Origin of the sequence: Sphingobium sp. CFD-1 (assembly GCF_024611115.1) — a bacterium.
GTDB classification, from domain to species: Bacteria; Pseudomonadota; Alphaproteobacteria; order Sphingomonadales; family Sphingomonadaceae; genus Sphingobium; species Sphingobium baderi_A.
Map to the genome: position 1 here is coordinate 420,430 of NZ_CP084398.1, position 14,571 is coordinate 435,000.

Below are 14,571 nucleotides of genomic sequence, written 5' to 3' on the forward strand. Positions count from 1 at the left end.
GAAGGCATAAAGATATGGCGGCATTGTCGATCGGCAAGGCATGGGAAGACAGCCTGGCTTTCATCAAGCGCGAAGGGAGCCTGTTGTTTCCCGTCGCCCTGTTGTTCCTGTCTGTGCCGATGGCCATCCTGCAACTGATGATCCCGCCAGACTATATGCGGATGGCGCCGGGCCAGACGCTGGCTTCGCTGCCGCCGCTGCCCGGGACGGTGAAGATTGCGATGATCGTGGCTGGGATCGTCATGTTGATTGGATCGCTCGCGGTCTATGCGCTGGCGTTGCGACCGGGCATCAGCGTGGCGGAGGCGATCCGCCTCGCCATCAAGCGGCTGCCGGTGATATTGGGCGCGTCTGTGCTTGTCGGTATTGCGCTCATGTTCGTCCTGTTCGGCGCGGCGATGATCGGCGGTCTGCTGTCGGTCGCGATCGGCAAGGTGGGCGGGCTGATCCTTGCCGCCGCGCTGATGCTGGCGGCGATGCTCTATGTCAGCGCACGAATGTTGCCGCTCAGCGCCCTTGTCATCGATCATCGGCAGGGAGTGATGGCCGCGCTCAGGCAGACGCTGTCGTTGACGCGGGGGCAGGCCGGGCGACTGGGGGCCTTCATCCTCGTTTCGATGATGCTGATTCTGGTGGTCCAGATCGCCGTGCAGTCGATATTCGGCATCGTCGGCACGCTGATTCTGGGGCAGGAAGGCGGAAGATCGGTCAGCGACATCGCCGTCGCCCTCGCGGCGGGGGCTGCGAACGTCTATCTGATGGTGTTCACCGCGCGCATCTATCGCCAGCTGGAGGGGGCATAAGCGCCCCTCCGCGTCAGTCCAGCAGCGGCACCTGCGGCGCTGCATCGCGAGGCAATATGCCGGCCAGGCGCGGATCGGCGAAAATCTCCACCTCCCGTGCGAAGGGGCGGAAGCCGTGTTTCTGGTAGAAGCCCAACGCCGCGGGGCTGTCGAGCGTGCAGGTGTGCACCCATAAACGCTCCACATCCTTGCGCCATGCCAGCGCCTTGGCCTGCATCATCAGCCATTGGCCAAACCCCTTGCCGTTGAGGCCGGGTATGAGGCCTAGAAAGGCGAGTTCGCAATCGGGCAGCGACCGAAAATCCAGTTCCAGCAGGCCCACTTCCACGCCGCGCGGGTCCGTCACCGCATAAATGGACACGGCCGGATCGTGGATGATGGCGGCCAGCGCGGCGTCATCCATCACCAGCCGCGAAAACCAGAGCCAGGGCGTGCCAATCCGGCGGAACAGCGTCCGATAGGCATCCAGTCCAGGCTCTTTCCACGGCGCCAGCCGCAGCGGAGCGGGCGGGATGGGGGCGGGCATTGGCCGTTCGCGCATTTCCAGATGGGTGACGATGGCCGCGACCTGTCCTTTCGCCACGGGCGTCAGGCTCATGGGCTTCAGCTCCAGCTTGCCATGGGCGGCAGGCTCATCAGAATCGCGTCGATGTTGCCGCCGGTCTTGAGGCCGAACAGCGTGCCGCGATCGTGGACGAGGTTGAATTCGGCATAGCGTCCCCGCCATTCCAGCATCGTGCGATATTCTTCTTCCGACCAGCTTTCGTGCATCCGCCGCCGCACGATGGGCGCGAAGGCTTCCAGAAAAGCCTCTCCCACAGAACGGGTGAAGGCGAAATTGGCATCGAAATCGCCCTCCAGATGATCGTAGAAGATACCGCCAACGCCCCGGTGCACGCCGCGATGCGGGATGAAGAAATAATCGTCCGCCCATGCCTTGAACCGTGGGTGATAGTCCGGGTCATGGGCATCGCAGGCGGCCTTGAGCACATTATGGAAATGGGCCGTATCCTCCTCGCGCGGCAAGGGCGGGTTGAGGTCCGCGCCGCCGCCGAACCAGCTTTTGGCCGTCACCAGATAGCGCGTGTTCATATGAACGGCGGGCACATGCGGGTTGGCCATATGAGCAACCAGACTGATGCCCGTCGCGAAAAAGGCGGGATCGTCGTCTGCCCCATGGATCGTCTTTGCGAATTCGGGAGCAAAAGCGCCGCTGACAGTGGATACGTTGACGCCGACCTTCTCGAACACCTTGCCTTTCATCACGCCGCGCACGCCGCCGCCGCCCTCGCCCGCAACAAGGCCCGGTGCTTCGCGATCCCAAGGGGTGAAAACGAAGCGCGCATCGCTTCCCGCTTCCCGCTCGATGGCCTCGAACTGCTCGCAGATGCGGGTTCGCAGCGATTCGAACCAGTCGCGGGCGGATTGCTGTTTGGGATCGAGCGTCAATGTCATTGCGGAAACTTTCCAGTCTGGCGTAGGGCTTCGGCCACCGCGATGCCCGTCGAAACGGCGATGTTCAAGGATCGAAATCCCGGCGCCATCGGAATACGCACGCGAATATCGGCCATGTCGCGCACCGCAACCGGCACGCCCGCGCTTTCCGATCCCATCAGCAGGACGTCGCCCTCCTGAAAGGCGACGTCGGGCAGGCGCTGCGATGCGTGGCTGCTCATGAGGATCAGGCGGCGGCCTTCAGAGCGGCGCAGGGCGTCGAAGGCTTCGAAATTCGCATGGCGCGTGACCTCCGCCGCCGCGCCGTAATCCATCGCGGCGCGCTTCAGGCGAGAATCGGAAAAGGCGAATCCGGTCGGCATGATGATGTCCACTGGCACGGAAAAACAGGCGGCAAGCCGTAAAATGGCGCCGACATTTCCCGCAATCTCGGGCTGATAAAGGGCGATACGCATGCCGCGCGCATAAAGCAGCAGGGCAAATTGTCATAGCCATGTCCAAATTGCTGTTGGCAAAATGCGCTCCCTGAGGTTATCAGGCCCGCGAACACGCTAGGGGGAAAGCGGGGGCCGTCGCTTTATAGGCACCCAAATTCCTTGATAATCAGGGCCGGAGACGGCAATGCGGCGGGATCAGGGACGTTCTTGCAAGGGTTGAGGTGCATGGCGAGCGTTGAACATACGGACGGCGAAATACAAGCCGGCGGAGACGGAGTGCGCCGCCGCGATTTTATCAACATCGCCGCGGTGAGCTTTGCGGGGGTCGGCGCGGTTGTCGTCGTCCTGCCGCTGATCGATCAGATGAATCCCAGCGCCGACGTGCTCGCGCTGGCATCGACGGAAGTCGATCTTTCGGCGATTCAGCCGGGACAGGCGATCAAGACGACCTTCCGGTCGCAGCCCCTGTTCGTGCGTCAGTTGACGGACAAGGAAATAGCTGAAGCCGACAAGGTCGATATTTCCACCCTGCGCGATCCGCAGACGCTGGAAGAACGCACCGTCGACGGCAAGAAGCAGTGGCTTATCACCATGGGCGTGTGCACCCATCTGGGCTGTGTGCCGCTGGGCGCGGGCGAGGGTGAGAATCGCGGCGAATATGGCGGCTATTTCTGCCCCTGCCACGGTTCGTCCTATGACACCGCGGCCCGCATTCGTAAGGGCCCCGCGCCCAAGAACCTGGAAGTGCCGAAGTTCAGCTTCACTTCCGACACTGCCATTCTTGTAGGCTGAGGTAAGAAACGATGAGCTTTCCCTGGGCTGAGCATTACACTCCCAAGCATCCGCTGATGCAGTGGGTCGACGAGAAGCTGCCGCTTCCGCGCCTCGTCTACAACGCGGTGGGCGCCGGTTATCCGGTCCCGCGCAACCTCAACTATTTCTGGAACTTCGGTGTCCTCGCCGGCCTCGCGCTGGTGATTCAGATCGTCACCGGCGTTGTCATGGCCATGCACTATGGCGCGAACACGCTGGTCGCTTTCAGCACCGTCGAACAGACGATGCGTGACGTGAACGCGGGCTGGCTGATGCGCTATGCCCACGCGAACGGCGCGAGCTTCTTCTTCATCGTGGTCTATCTCCACATCTTCCGCGGCCTCTATTTCGGTTCCTACAAGGCGCCCCGCGAAATGGTGTGGCTGCTCGGCCTCGTCATCTTCCTGCTCATGATGGCGACCGCTTTCATGGGCTATGTGCTTCCCTGGGGGCAGATGAGCTATTGGGGCGCGAAGGTCATCACTGGCCTGTTCGGTGCGATCCCCGTCGTGGGCGAGCCGATCCAGACCTGGCTGCTGGGTGGTTTTGCGCCCGGTAACGCGTCGCTCAACCGCTTCTTCTCGCTGCACTTCCTGCTGCCCTTCGTGATCGCGGCGGTCGTGATCCTGCATATCTGGGCGCTGCACATTCCGGGTTCCTCGAATCCGACCGGCGTGGAAGTGAAGGGGCCGCAGGACACCGTTCCTTTCCACCCCTATTATACGGCGAAGGACGGTTTCGGGGCGGGCGTGTTCCTGATCCTTTTCGCGGTCCTGCTGTTCTATGCGCCGAACTATCTCGGCCACCCGGACAATTATATCGAAGCAAACCCGCTTTCGACGCCCGCGCATATCGTGCCGGAATGGTATTTCTGGCCCTTCTATGCGATCCTGCGCGCCTTCACCGTGGACTTCTTCTTCATTCCGGCGAAGCTGCTGGGTGTGCTCGCGATGTTCGCGTCGATCCTGCTGCTGTTCTTCCTGCCCTGGCTGGATACCTCGCCGGTGCGTTCGGGCAGCTATCGTCCGACCTTCAAGAAGTTCTTCTGGATACTCGTCATCGACGTGCTGATCCTGGGCTATTGCGGCGGTGCTCCGGCGGCGGAACCCTATGTGATGATCTCTCAGGTCGCGGCGGCTTATTATTTCGCCCACTTCTTGATCATCCTTCCGCTGATCTCGCGCTTTGAAAAGCCGCTGCCGCTGCCGAACTCGATCACCGAGGCGGTCCTTGCGAAATATGGCCATGCCGACGGCGAAACCGCCGCGGTCCCGGCCGAATAAGGGGTAGATACAACCATGGTTCGCATCGGCGCATTTCTCGTCGGCCTCTTTTTCGCTGGCTGGCTGCTGATCTCTTTTCTGGTGGGCGCGGTGGCCTTTGTCACCGACCCGCCGGCCAAGACGGTGGAGCATGAATTCCACCGGAGTCCCAAGCATGTGTCTTTTTCGTTCGACGGGCCTTTCGGCAAGTACGACCAGGCGCAGCTTCAGCGTGGTTTCCAGGTCTTCAAGGAAGTCTGCTCGGCCTGCCACAGCCTGCACTATGTCGCTTTCCGCGATCTGAAGGGCATTGGCTATAACGAGGCGGAGATCAAGGCGATCGCCAAGCAGTGGGCGATCAAGACCCCCGACGTCGATCCCAAGACGGGTGAAATGTCGACCCGCGATCCGATCCCGGCGGATTATTTCCCCAAGCCCTTCGCGAATAATGTCGCAGCGGCCGCGGCGAACAACAATGCGATCCCGCCGGATCTGTCGCTGATGACCAAGGCCCGCCATCATGGTTCCGCCTATGTTTATTCGCTGCTGACGGGTTTCCAGTCGCAACCGGCCGAACTGCTCAAGGAGTTCCCGGATGCCAAGACGCCGGAAGGGCTGCATTACAACCCCTATTTCGCCAACCTGAACCTTGCCATGGCGCCGCCGCTGACGGCTGAGGGCCAGGTAACCTATGGCGACGGCACCAAGTCGACGGTGGACCAGATGTCGCAGGACGTTGCGGCTTTCCTGAGCTGGACGGCGGAACCGAAGCTCGAAAACCGCCGCCGCGCGGGCCTGGCGACGATCATCTTCCTGCTGATCGCCACCGGCCTCGCCTATATGTCCTATCAGAACATCTGGGCGGACAAGAAGAAGGCGGCCTGATGGCGGAACGCCAGGGCGTTTGAATGTTCAGGGGCGCGGTCCGCAGGGGCCGCGCCCTTTTTCATGTGAGGAACAGATGAGCATCGACAGCCTGACCGCCCTGGTTCGCACCATTGCGGATTTCCCCAAGCCGGGCATCCAGTTCCGCGACATCACCACCCTGCTGGCGGACGGAGCGGGTTTTCGGGAACTGGTCGATCATATGGCGCGGATTGTGGAACCGCTCGACCCGGATCTGGTGGTTGGGGTGGAAGCGCGTGGCTTCATTCTCGCGGCGGCGCTGGCTCACGCGCTGGGCAAGGGATTAGTGCCCGTGCGTAAGGCGGGAAAGCTGCCGGGACGCACGGTCGGCATCGATTATGTGCTTGAATATGGCGCCGATCGACTGGAATTGCACGAAGGACAGGTGCCGCGGGGCGCGCGCGTATTGTTGGTCGACGATCTGATCGCGACCGGTGGGACGGCTCAGGCAGCGGCGCAACTGCTCCGGGAACAGGGCGCAAACGTGCTGATGGCCATCTTCGCCATCGATCTTCCCGATCTGGGCGGCAGGCTGGCGTTGGAGGCAGATGGCGTCGCCACGGCGGCCATCATGGCTTTCGCGGGCCACTAAGCGTCTCGGCCAGCAGATCGACTGCTTCGGCAAGACGTTCGTCCAACAAGGAGAGCAACTGCGTCCAGCCCGATATGCCGCTGAGTTCTCCCGGGCCATCGGAAATGCCGCGCAGTCCCATCAAGGGCACTTCAAAACGCTGACAGGCCCGGGCGATCGCAAAGGTTTCCATGTCGACCATGTCCGCGTCGATCGCGGCATAGCCCTCCCCACCCACGATATTGGCTCCCGTGGAAAGGCGCGCAGTTTGCAAGGACAAAGGGGTCGTCAACGGCATGTCGACCGGATGATCGAGAAAAGGCGTCACGCCCTTGGCAATGCCGATGCGCGACGCATCCATGTCGCGCCACGAAACGCTGAGAACCTGATAGACTTCACCCAGCCGGCAAATCCGCGATCCCGCTGACCCCAGCGATATGACGAGGTCCGGCAGGCCGTGCCGTTGATCGAGCGTATGAAGGGCAATGCCGGTTGCCATCGCGGCCTCCACCGGGCCAACGCCGGTCATCAGCGGCGTGAAGCGGCGGCGCAGATGAGGGCCATATTCCTGCTCTGCCGCCATCACGAACAGCACGCGCCGATTCGCGATCGTCTCACAACATGGCATCACAGATTCTCCGCTTCGGCCGAGAAGTAGGAACCGCTTTCATGACGATGCGCCACCTGGTTTTGCTCCAGGCAGCGCATCGTCATGCCGGCACATGATTTTAAGGGATGAGTTTCCGAATGATTTCTTCCGCAGCCTCTTCCGCGGTCATGCTGGTGGTGTCGACGTGGATTTCGGGGTTGGCAGGCGGCTCATAGGGGCTGTCGATGCCGGTGAAGTTCTTGAGCTGGCCTGACCGCGCCTTCTTGTAGAGGCCCTTGACGTCGCGCTTCTCTGCTTCCGCCAGCGGCGTGTCGATGTGGACTTCGACAAATTCGCCGGGCTGCATCATCTGGCGCACCATGTCGCGCTCGGCGCGGAAGGGCGAGATGAAGGCGGTGATGACGATGAGGCCCGCGTCCGTCATCAGTTTCGCGACCTCGCCCACGCGGCGGATATTTTCCACCCGGTCGGCGTCGGTGAAACCCAGATCCTTGTTGAGGCCGTGACGCACATTGTCACCGTCCAGCAGGAAGGTGTGGCGATTCATCCGCGCCAGCTTCTTTTCCACCAGATTGGCGATGGTCGATTTGCCCGCGCCCGACAGACCCGTTAGCCACAGCACAGCGGGCTTCTGGTTCTTAACCTGGGCATGATGCTCGCGGGTCACGTCCGTCGCCTGCCAATGGACATTGTCCGCGCGGCGCAGCGAGAAGTGGATCATGCCAGCCGCCACGGTGGCGTTGGTCATCTTGTCGATCAGGATGAACCCGCCCAGATCGCGGTTCTGCGTATAGGGTTCGAACGGAATAGGGCGGTCGGTCGACAGATTGGCGACACCGATGGCATTAAGGTCCAGCGTCTTGGCCGCCAGATGCTCCATCGTGTTGACGTTGACCTGATATTTGGGCTGCTGAATGGTCGCGGTGACAGTCTGCGTGCCGATTTTCAGCCAATAGGGACGGCTGGGAAGCAGTTCATTCTCATCCATCCAGACGACGGTCGCCTCGAACTGGTCGGCGGTCTGCACCGGATCATCGGCAATGGCGATCACGTCTCCGCGCGAACAGTCGATTTCATCGGCAAAGCAGAGCGTCACCGACTGGCCCGCCACCGCTTGCTCCAGATCGCCGTCCAGCGTCACGATTCGCGTGACCGTGCTGGTCTTGCCCGAAGGCAGAACGCGGACGACATCGCCCGGCCGGATCGTCCCGGCGGAGATGAGGCCGGAGAAACCCCGGAAGTCGAGATTGGGCCGGTTCACCCATTGCACCGCCATGCGGAAGGGCTTGGCGATGTCGACGGTGGCGTCGACTTCCACCGTCTCCAGATGCTCCATCAGTGCAGGGCCGGTATACCAGGGCGTGTTGGCGCTGGGACCGGTGATATTGTCGCCCTTGAAGCCCGAGATCGGCATGGCGACGAAATTGTCGATGCCGATCGATTGCGCGAACTCCGCATAATCCTTCACGATGGCGTCGAACACGGCCTGGTCGTAATCGACCAGATCCATCTTGTTGACTGCCAGCACGATGTTGCGGATGCCGATCAGGTGGGCAAGGTAGCTGTGCCGCCGGGTCTGCACCAGCACGCCCTTGCGCGCGTCGATCAGGATGACGGCAAGGTCGGCGGTCGATGCCCCTGTCACCATGTTGCGCGTATATTGTTCGTGGCCGGGCGTGTCGGCGACGATGAACTTGCGCTTTTCCGTCGCGAAGAAGCGATAGGCGACGTCGATGGTGATGCCTTGTTCCCGCTCCGCGGCGAGGCCGTCGACCAGCAACGCGAAGTCGATTTCCTGCCCCTGTGTGCCGACGCGTTTGCTGTCGGCTTCCAGTGCGGCGAGCTGATCCTCGAAGATCATCTTCGAATCGTAGAGCAGCCGCCCGATCAGGGTCGATTTGCCGTCATCCACCGACCCGCAGGTGATGAAGCGCAGCATCGTCTTGTGCTGATGCACGTCCAGATATTTGTCGATATCCTCGGCGATCAGGGCGTCGGTGCGGTAAATGGGGTCTGCAACGGTGTCGGTCATGATGTCTGTCCCGTCAGCCGGACCAAGGCCGGCATCTCGTTGGTTTTGGGGTAGGGGTGCGGCTTGGGCTATCCGATTCCGGCCAGCGCCGGGATCAGGCGAACGGGGTTCGCGTCAGAAATACCCTTCCTGCTTCTTCTTCTCCATGGAAGCGTCACCGCCATCCTTGTCGATGACGCGGCCCTGCCGTTCGCTGGTGGTGGTGAGCAGCATTTCCTGGATGATTTCCGGAAGCGTCGCCGCTTCGCTTTCCACAGCGCCAGTCAGCGGGTAGCAGCCCAGCGTACGAAAGCGGATCGAGCGCATCACCGGTTCTTCGCCCTGCCGGAGCGGGAATCGGTCGTCATCCACCATGATGAGCATGCCGTCGCGCTCCACGGTCGGGCGCGGCGCGGAGAAATAGAGCGGCACGATCTCGATATTGTTGAGGTGGATATATTGCCAGATATCCAGTTCGGTCCAGTTGGAGATCGGGAACACCCGCATCGATTCGCCCTTGCTCTTGCGGGCGTTGTAGAGATGCCAGAGTTCCGGGCGCTGAGCCTTGGGATCCCAGCGGTGGCTGGCGGTGCGGAAGGAGAAGATGCGTTCCTTCGCCCGGCTCTTCTCCTCGTCGCGTCGCGCGCCGCCAAAAGCCGCGTCGAAGCCATAAAGGTCAAGCGCCTGCTTCAGCCCTTCGGTCTTCCACATGTCGGTATGCAGCGGGCCATGGTCGAACGGGTTGATCCCGCGCTCCTTCGCCTCCGGATTATGATAGACGAGCAGTTCCATGCCCGCATCTTTCGCGGCCTTGTCGCGCAAATCGTACATCGCCCGGAACTTCCAGGTCGTGTCGACATGCAGCAGCGGAAAGGGCGGGGGCGAAGGGTAAAAAGCCTTCTTCGCCAGATGCAGCATCACTGCGCTGTCCTTGCCCACAGAATAGAGCATCACGGGGCGTTCGGCTTCTGCCACCACCTCCCGCAATATATGTATGCTCTCTGCCTCCAGGCGTTCCAAATGTGTCAGGCGAGTGGCGTCCAGTTGTCCGGTAGCTGTCGTCATGGGGCCGGCATCTTTCCTTCAAGATAAGGTGACGCTTGACATAAACGTCCGTGATGCGAACACACCTCCCATATGGGAGGTATTTTCCGTGGTTCTGACGCGGACGGATGAAAATGAGCTTCTGACGGCGCTTTACGGTGGTGTTTTGGGGGAGGAGCCATGGCGGCTTTTCTTGCTTCGCCTGCTCGCGCGTGCTGAGGCGGACGTCGCCCAACTCATGCTGCGCCCAGTTGGTGGAGAGGCTTGGATGCTCGCGGCGCAAATGCGTGACCGGCATGTGTCGCCGGGATTCGTGCCGCCCGAGCCGCCCTGGGATCGGATGCGGCCGGGGCGCGTCTATTCGGGCACGGAACTGGAAGATGCCCATTCCCCTGCAGCACGGCATATGCGGCTCGGGCTGACGGATGTGGGCGACCTGTGTCTTTCCGTCTTTCGCGAGGACGGTGATTTCAGCGCGAGCGATTCGGCACTGCTGGCGAGCCTTGCCCCCCATCTTGCCATCGCCGGGAGGACATGGGGCCGGCTGGAACGGGAAGGCGGCCACATCGCCGTGACCGAAGGGGAATTGGCGCTGCTTGGCGGTGGCTGGATTTTGGTCGATGCACAGGCGCATCTGCTGGATTGCGACAGCGAGACCGCGATGCTGATCGCCCAGGGAAAAATCATGGGCCGGGCGCCGGACGGGCGGTTGCGCCTGCTTCTTCCTGAAGCGGCCAAGCTGCTGGAGCAGGCGATAGGGAATGCCGGGCCGGTTTCGCATCGCGCCGAATGGTTGTGGCATGATCCGCCCATGCAGATGCTGGTGATGCCGCCGCCCGATGGCGTGGAACGGGCTTTCGCAACCGTCCGCTGCCTCATCCGCATTCGCGCTCTGCCGCATGGGGAAGGAAGAGGCGTGAGCGCGTCGATCCTTTCCGATCTGTTTTCCTTGACGCCCAGCGAGGCAAGGTTTGCCGCGCGGATGGCGGACAGCGCAAGCATAGCGGAGGTCGCCAGGCTTCTGGGCCTCACGATCGAAACGGCCCGCAACTATTCCAAACGCATCTACGGCAAGATGGACGTGCGTGGACAGGCGGACCTGATCCGCCTTCTTTCGAGCAGCATCATGGAGAAAGCGGCGACTTCAGAACTATCGGAAGGCCCGCAGTGACGAGCGCGACCTCATCGCAGAGGCGCGCCAACTTCTGATTGAGCCATCCCGCTTCATCCCGGAACCGCCGAGCGAGCGCATTATCGGGGACGATGCCAAGACCCACTTCATTGGCGACCAGCACGACGGGTAGGGGCGAGGCGATGATAGCCTCTTCCAGCGCCGCGCTGGCGCTCCTTATGTCTTTTCCCGCCAGCAGCAGATTGGAAAGCCAGAGGGTCAGGCAATCGACGAGCACGGCGTCCGCCTTGCGCGCGGCGGCGGCAATGGCGCTTGCCAGATCGACCGGCGCTTCGATGGTGATCCAGCGACTGTCCCGGTCGGCGCGGTGGCGTGCGATGCGCTCCTCCATTTCCGCGTCATGGGCCTGCGCCGTCGCGATGAAGGCAAATGTGCCGCCCATCCGCTCCATCCGCGCCTGCGCGTAGCGACTTTTCCCCGACCGGGCGCCGCCCAGCACCAGCAGGCTGCGTGCGGCGGAGGCTATGCCGTTCACAATGCGCCTGACACGGAGGCTTCGGCGAAGGTAGCCATTTCGTTATGCGTCGCCAGCGCGCATCGCACGATCTGCGCCGCGACCGCCGCGCCCGATCCTTCCCCCAACCGCATGTCGAGGTGGAGCAGGGGGCGAAGGCGCAGATGTTCCAGCAGGCGGGCATGGCCCCCTTCCGCCGAGCAATGCGCGGCCAGGCAATGATCGGTGAAGGCAGGCGCCGTCGCCGCAAGCGGCGCGATGGCGGCGCAGCAGATAAAGCCGTCCAGCAACACCGGAACACCCTCCATGCGGGCCGCCAATATCGCCCCGGCGATGGCCGCGATTTCCCGCCCGCCCAGGCGTCGCAGCATTTCGAAAGGCCCGTCGCAAGCTGCGCCGTGGAGAGCAAGGGCACGGGTGACGGCCTGCTCCTTACGGGCGATCCCGGCATCGTTGACGCCCGAGCCGCGTCCGACCCAATCGCTTGCCCTGCCACCGAAAGCCTGCGCGCACAGCGCCGTTGCCGGGGTCGTATTGCCGATCCCCATTTCGCCGACGAACAAGAGGTCGATGTTGGCGCGCACCACCGCCGCTCCGGCGTTCAACGCCTCAAGGCACTCGGCCTCGCTCATCGCCGCTTTGATGCTGATGTCGCCGGTGGGGCGGTCCAGATCCAGCGGCACCACGCAAAGCGCGGCTCCGCAGGCACGCGCCAGCGCATTGATGGCCGCGCCGCCTGCATGAAAATTGGCGACCATCTGCGCCGTGACGGCGGGCGGAAAAGCGCTGACCCCTTGCGCCGCCACGCCGTGATTGCCCGCGAAGACGGCTGCCCGAATGGTATCGATTCGAGGTCGGGCCGTGCGCTGCCATCCGGCCATGAACAACGCGATCTCCTCCAGCCGTCCTAGCGATCCGGGCGGTTTGGTAAGCTGGCCCTGCCGCGCCGCCGCCGCTTCGATCGCCAGATGATCGGGTGAAGGCAGTGTGTGGAGCGCGGCTTCGAACGCGGCCCGTTCAGGAAAATGGATCATGAGCAGACAAATCCTTCCGGCGGCATACGAGTAATGAAATGGCCCTTCACGCCTTCGGGCCAGTCGGCATAGCGCACGACGCCTTCCGCGCTTTGGGCGTGAAGCGCCGCATAGGTGAGGATCGCCCGCGCCGCCGTTTCATCCGCCGCGAAGTCGCCCAGCACATAGCCGACCTTGCCCGGCGCGCGGATATGGACGGCACAGTGGCGCTGGCAGGCGAAGAGGCAGGGCATTTCCTGCACCGCGACCCCGGCGAGGGCAGGCTCCTTTTCCTGCACGCGCCGTAATGCGTCGACGAGCAGCGCGCCACCGCGCCGCCCGTCTTCATCCTCGCGCCGGTCGGGCGAGAGGCGGCAGGTATTGCATACGACCACGGCCGCGCCCGTTTCGACCGGCTTCAGCATCAGAAGCGGCTTCGGATGCCGGCATAGAAACTGCGGCCCAGGCTGCCATAGCCGCTTGCCGTTTCATAATGCTTGTCCGACAGATTCTCGACCCGGCCATAGAGCGCCAAGCCCGACAGCACCTGCCAGTCGGCGCGCAGATCGGTCAGCCAGTAATCGTCCAGCTTGAATGTGCCCGTAGCCCGATCATAAGTCTCACCCGAATAGCGGACCGCCACGCTGGCCTTCAGATTGAAGGGGAAGAGATAGCCTAGCTCGCCGTTCACCATATGCCGGGGAACACGCTGAAGCTGGCGGCCATAGGTGCTGCCGATCGTCCGGTCCTCGGCCTTGATCCAGCTATAATTGGTGTTCGCGAACAGGCCCCGCCATTCCAGCGAGCCGGACAGTTCGATCCCCTTGGCGTGGCTCTTCTTCACATTGGCATAATAGCCGAAGCGTTCGACCGTCGTGCCGGGAATATAGCAATTGGAGGGCACGTCGCTCGGGCAGTAAGAGAAGTCGATCAGATTGTCGGTATCGCGCTCGAACCAGGTGGCGGACAGACGCGCAATCTTACCCATCGCCTGTTCAAATCCGACTTCCCAGCCCTTCGCCTTTTCGGGGCGCAGACCGGCCGATCCATAGTCGCTGAAAAGCTGATAGAGCGAAGGAGCCTTGAACCCTTCGTCATAGCTGGCCCGCAGCACGGTATTTCCTTCATGTAGGGACCAGACCGCCCCGCCGCTGAAAACCGTGTTGTTGCCGAAACGGCTGTTATGGTCCCGGCGCACGCCTCCGTTCAGCGTTACGCCCGCAATGGGCGTGAGGCGGATTTCGCCATAGAGGCTGTTGGTATCGGTGCGGTAAGGCGTCAGCACATAGGGCGCGGCGCTGTCATTCGGGGAAGCGGTGGTCATCCGCTGTTCGTCCCGTTCCGCGCCGAAGACGATCTGGACCATGTCGGACGGCTTCAAAGTGCCCTGATATTCATAGCGGCGCACGCGACCATGCGCGTCGAAATTCATGGGCCGTATTGCGCGGGCGGGATTGAAATTCTCGCGATCCGTTTCGCTTTGCAGAATGGCGAGGCGGTTGGTGAAGCGTCCATCGAGCAGCACCGCATTCAATCCGGCATAAAGCGTCCATTCCTCCGTTGCGCCATATTCAGGCGTGTCGCCCGCGAAGCCGTCGAAATCATTGCGCCCTTTCACCCAATAGCCGCGCAGGTCCACCGAGATTTCGGATGACAGCCGCACGGTGGCCGTGCCGCTTGCCGCGCGGCGGCGATAGCCGTCATCCTCGGTGCCGCTGGACCGGGCGGATATGCCGTCGGTGGAGAAAGTCGATCCCGACACGCGCCAGTCGATCAGGTCGCTGGTGCCGCCCACTGCCGCGCGGGCATTGATCGTGTCGCGCGATCCGCCTTCGAAGGAAAAGCTGCCCTCCAGCGCCTTGGTGGCGCGCGCCGTCTGGACATTGACCACGCCGCCGATGGCGTCGCTGCCCCACAGGATCGATTGCGGCCCGCGCAATATCTCGATCCGGGCGATGTCGTCGGCAAACAGGTTCGAAAAGCCATAGCCGCCAGCTGTG

The 14,571-nt window shown here is 62.5% G+C and carries 16 protein-coding genes (1 of these 16 only partly in view); 6 read left to right on the forward strand and 10 right to left on the reverse strand.

The annotated features are described in order from the left end of the window. The first annotated feature begins 14 nt into the window (after window positions 1–14). Window positions 15–803, forward strand: coding sequence for a hypothetical protein (locus LDB26_RS02120; RefSeq protein WP_062063433.1), 789 nt, complete (start codon window positions 15–17; stop codon window positions 801–803). 13 nt (window positions 804–816) lie between these two features. On the opposite strand, the gene LDB26_RS02125 is transcribed toward LDB26_RS02120, so the two are convergent. Genes LDB26_RS02125 through LDB26_RS02135 form a run of 3 tightly spaced genes read right to left on the reverse strand, consistent with a single transcriptional unit; the run spans window position 817 to window position 2,713 of the window. Continuing rightward, the gene (locus tag LDB26_RS02125) at window positions 817–1,401 is read right to left on the reverse strand and encodes a GNAT family N-acetyltransferase (protein WP_062063435.1); all 585 of its coding nucleotides are present in this window, start codon (window positions 1,399–1,401) and stop codon (window positions 817–819) included. Window positions 1,402–1,406: 5 nt separating this feature from the next. Continuing rightward, window positions 1,407–2,258, reverse strand: coding sequence for an oxygen-dependent coproporphyrinogen oxidase (gene hemF / locus LDB26_RS02130; protein ID WP_257540100.1), 852 nt, complete (start codon window positions 2,256–2,258; stop codon window positions 1,407–1,409). After that, window positions 2,255–2,713, reverse strand: a complete 459-nt coding sequence (locus tag LDB26_RS02135; RefSeq protein ID WP_257540102.1) for a tRNA (cytidine(34)-2'-O)-methyltransferase — start codon at window positions 2,711–2,713, stop codon at window positions 2,255–2,257. The genes hemF and LDB26_RS02135 overlap by 4 nt, the downstream gene beginning before the upstream one ends. Window positions 2,714–2,920: 207 nt before the next feature. Between LDB26_RS02135 and petA the strand changes: the two genes are divergently transcribed. From petA to LDB26_RS02155, 4 genes are all read left to right on the forward strand, one after another. Continuing rightward, window positions 2,921–3,487 carry a ubiquinol-cytochrome c reductase iron-sulfur subunit gene (petA, locus tag LDB26_RS02140; protein WP_062063440.1) on the forward strand — a complete coding sequence of 189 codons (567 nt, stop codon included), beginning with the start codon at window positions 2,921–2,923 and terminating at the stop codon, window positions 3,485–3,487. Window positions 3,488–3,498: 11 nt separating this feature from the next. Continuing rightward, window positions 3,499–4,791: a cytochrome b/b6 gene (locus LDB26_RS02145; protein ID WP_062063442.1), complete on the forward strand. Its 1,293-nt coding sequence runs from the start codon at window positions 3,499–3,501 to the stop codon at window positions 4,789–4,791. A 15-nt stretch (window positions 4,792–4,806) separates the two neighbouring features. Next, window positions 4,807–5,655, forward strand: coding sequence for a cytochrome c1 (locus LDB26_RS02150; RefSeq protein ID WP_257540104.1), 849 nt, complete (start codon window positions 4,807–4,809; stop codon window positions 5,653–5,655). Window positions 5,656–5,731: 76 nt separating this feature from the next. Next, window positions 5,732–6,268, forward strand: a complete 537-nt coding sequence (locus tag LDB26_RS02155; protein ID WP_257540107.1) for an adenine phosphoribosyltransferase — start codon at window positions 5,732–5,734, stop codon at window positions 6,266–6,268. On the opposite strand, the gene LDB26_RS02160 is transcribed toward LDB26_RS02155, so the two are convergent. The 3 genes from LDB26_RS02160 to cysD form a co-directional block, all read right to left on the reverse strand. Then, window positions 6,246–6,875 (reverse strand): 5'-methylthioadenosine/S-adenosylhomocysteine nucleosidase, encoded by a 630-nt coding sequence (locus LDB26_RS02160; RefSeq protein ID WP_257542228.1) that lies wholly within the window; start codon window positions 6,873–6,875, stop codon window positions 6,246–6,248. The two genes, LDB26_RS02155 and LDB26_RS02160, sit on opposite strands and share 23 nt — an antisense overlap. Before the next feature lie 100 nt (window positions 6,876–6,975). Continuing rightward, window positions 6,976–8,889: a sulfate adenylyltransferase subunit CysN gene (gene cysN / locus LDB26_RS02165; protein WP_257540109.1), complete on the reverse strand. Its 1,914-nt coding sequence runs from the start codon at window positions 8,887–8,889 to the stop codon at window positions 6,976–6,978. Window positions 8,890–9,003: 114 nt separating this feature from the next. Beyond that, on the reverse strand, window positions 9,004–9,933 hold the full coding sequence (gene cysD, locus LDB26_RS02170) for a sulfate adenylyltransferase subunit CysD (protein ID WP_062063451.1): 930 nt from the start codon (window positions 9,931–9,933) through the stop codon (window positions 9,004–9,006). An 88-nt stretch (window positions 9,934–10,021) separates the two neighbouring features. Between cysD and LDB26_RS02175 the strand changes: the two genes are divergently transcribed. Then, window positions 10,022–11,083: a helix-turn-helix transcriptional regulator gene (locus LDB26_RS02175; protein WP_156415234.1), complete on the forward strand. Its 1,062-nt coding sequence runs from the start codon at window positions 10,022–10,024 to the stop codon at window positions 11,081–11,083. Here the strand turns inward: LDB26_RS02175 and cobU are convergent. From cobU to LDB26_RS02195, 4 genes are all read right to left on the reverse strand, one after another. After that, window positions 11,037–11,495, reverse strand: coding sequence for a bifunctional adenosylcobinamide kinase/adenosylcobinamide-phosphate guanylyltransferase (gene cobU / locus LDB26_RS02180; RefSeq protein ID WP_231746461.1), 459 nt, complete (start codon window positions 11,493–11,495; stop codon window positions 11,037–11,039). The two genes, LDB26_RS02175 and cobU, sit on opposite strands and share 47 nt — an antisense overlap. Before the next feature lie 80 nt (window positions 11,496–11,575). After that, the gene (gene cobT / locus LDB26_RS02185; RefSeq protein ID WP_257540111.1) at window positions 11,576–12,592 is read right to left on the reverse strand and encodes a nicotinate-nucleotide--dimethylbenzimidazole phosphoribosyltransferase; all 1,017 of its coding nucleotides are present in this window, start codon (window positions 12,590–12,592) and stop codon (window positions 11,576–11,578) included. Next, window positions 12,589–12,996 carry a DUF1636 domain-containing protein gene (locus LDB26_RS02190; protein ID WP_257540113.1) on the reverse strand — a complete coding sequence of 136 codons (408 nt, stop codon included), beginning with the start codon at window positions 12,994–12,996 and terminating at the stop codon, window positions 12,589–12,591. Before LDB26_RS02190 ends, cobT begins: the two co-directional genes overlap by 4 nt. Beyond that, on the reverse strand, window positions 12,996–14,571 hold the 3' portion of the coding sequence (locus tag LDB26_RS02195) for a TonB-dependent siderophore receptor (RefSeq protein WP_257540115.1). Its footprint extends 353 nt past the window's final position; only the last 1,576 of its 1,929 coding nucleotides appear in the window; its start codon lies off the right edge, out of view; the stop codon is at window positions 12,996–12,998. Before LDB26_RS02195 ends, LDB26_RS02190 begins: the two co-directional genes overlap by 1 nt.

What these genes read in the sequence shown, in the direction of transcription:
- cysN (WP_257540109.1), bottom strand. Translation starts at nt 8,889, where the DNA reads ATGACCGACACCGTTGCAGACCCCATTTACCGCACCGACGCCCTGATC.
- LDB26_RS02125 (WP_062063435.1), bottom strand. Translation starts at nt 1,401, where the DNA reads ATGAGCCTGACGCCCGTGGCGAAAGGACAGGTCGCGGCCATCGTCACC.
- LDB26_RS02135 (WP_257540102.1), bottom strand. Translation starts at nt 2,713, where the DNA reads ATGCGTATCGCCCTTTATCAGCCCGAGATTGCGGGAAATGTCGGCGCC.
- LDB26_RS02190 (WP_257540113.1), bottom strand. Translation starts at nt 12,996, where the DNA reads ATGCTGAAGCCGGTCGAAACGGGCGCGGCCGTGGTCGTATGCAATACC.
- hemF (WP_257540100.1), bottom strand. Translation starts at nt 2,258, where the DNA reads ATGACATTGACGCTCGATCCCAAACAGCAATCCGCCCGCGACTGGTTC.
- LDB26_RS02155 (WP_257540107.1), top strand. Translation starts at nt 5,732, where the DNA reads ATGAGCATCGACAGCCTGACCGCCCTGGTTCGCACCATTGCGGATTTC.
- cysD (WP_062063451.1), bottom strand. Translation starts at nt 9,933, where the DNA reads ATGACGACAGCTACCGGACAACTGGACGCCACTCGCCTGACACATTTG.
- LDB26_RS02145 (WP_062063442.1), top strand. Translation starts at nt 3,499, where the DNA reads ATGAGCTTTCCCTGGGCTGAGCATTACACTCCCAAGCATCCGCTGATG.
- cobT (WP_257540111.1), bottom strand. Translation starts at nt 12,592, where the DNA reads ATGATCCATTTTCCTGAACGGGCCGCGTTCGAAGCCGCGCTCCACACA.
- LDB26_RS02160 (WP_257542228.1), bottom strand. Translation starts at nt 6,875, where the DNA reads ATGCCATGTTGTGAGACGATCGCGAATCGGCGCGTGCTGTTCGTGATG.
- LDB26_RS02120 (WP_062063433.1), top strand. Translation starts at nt 15, where the DNA reads ATGGCGGCATTGTCGATCGGCAAGGCATGGGAAGACAGCCTGGCTTTC.
- petA (WP_062063440.1), top strand. Translation starts at nt 2,921, where the DNA reads ATGGCGAGCGTTGAACATACGGACGGCGAAATACAAGCCGGCGGAGAC.
- cobU (WP_231746461.1), bottom strand. Translation starts at nt 11,495, where the DNA reads ATGGAGCGGATGGGCGGCACATTTGCCTTCATCGCGACGGCGCAGGCC.
- LDB26_RS02150 (WP_257540104.1), top strand. Translation starts at nt 4,807, where the DNA reads ATGGTTCGCATCGGCGCATTTCTCGTCGGCCTCTTTTTCGCTGGCTGG.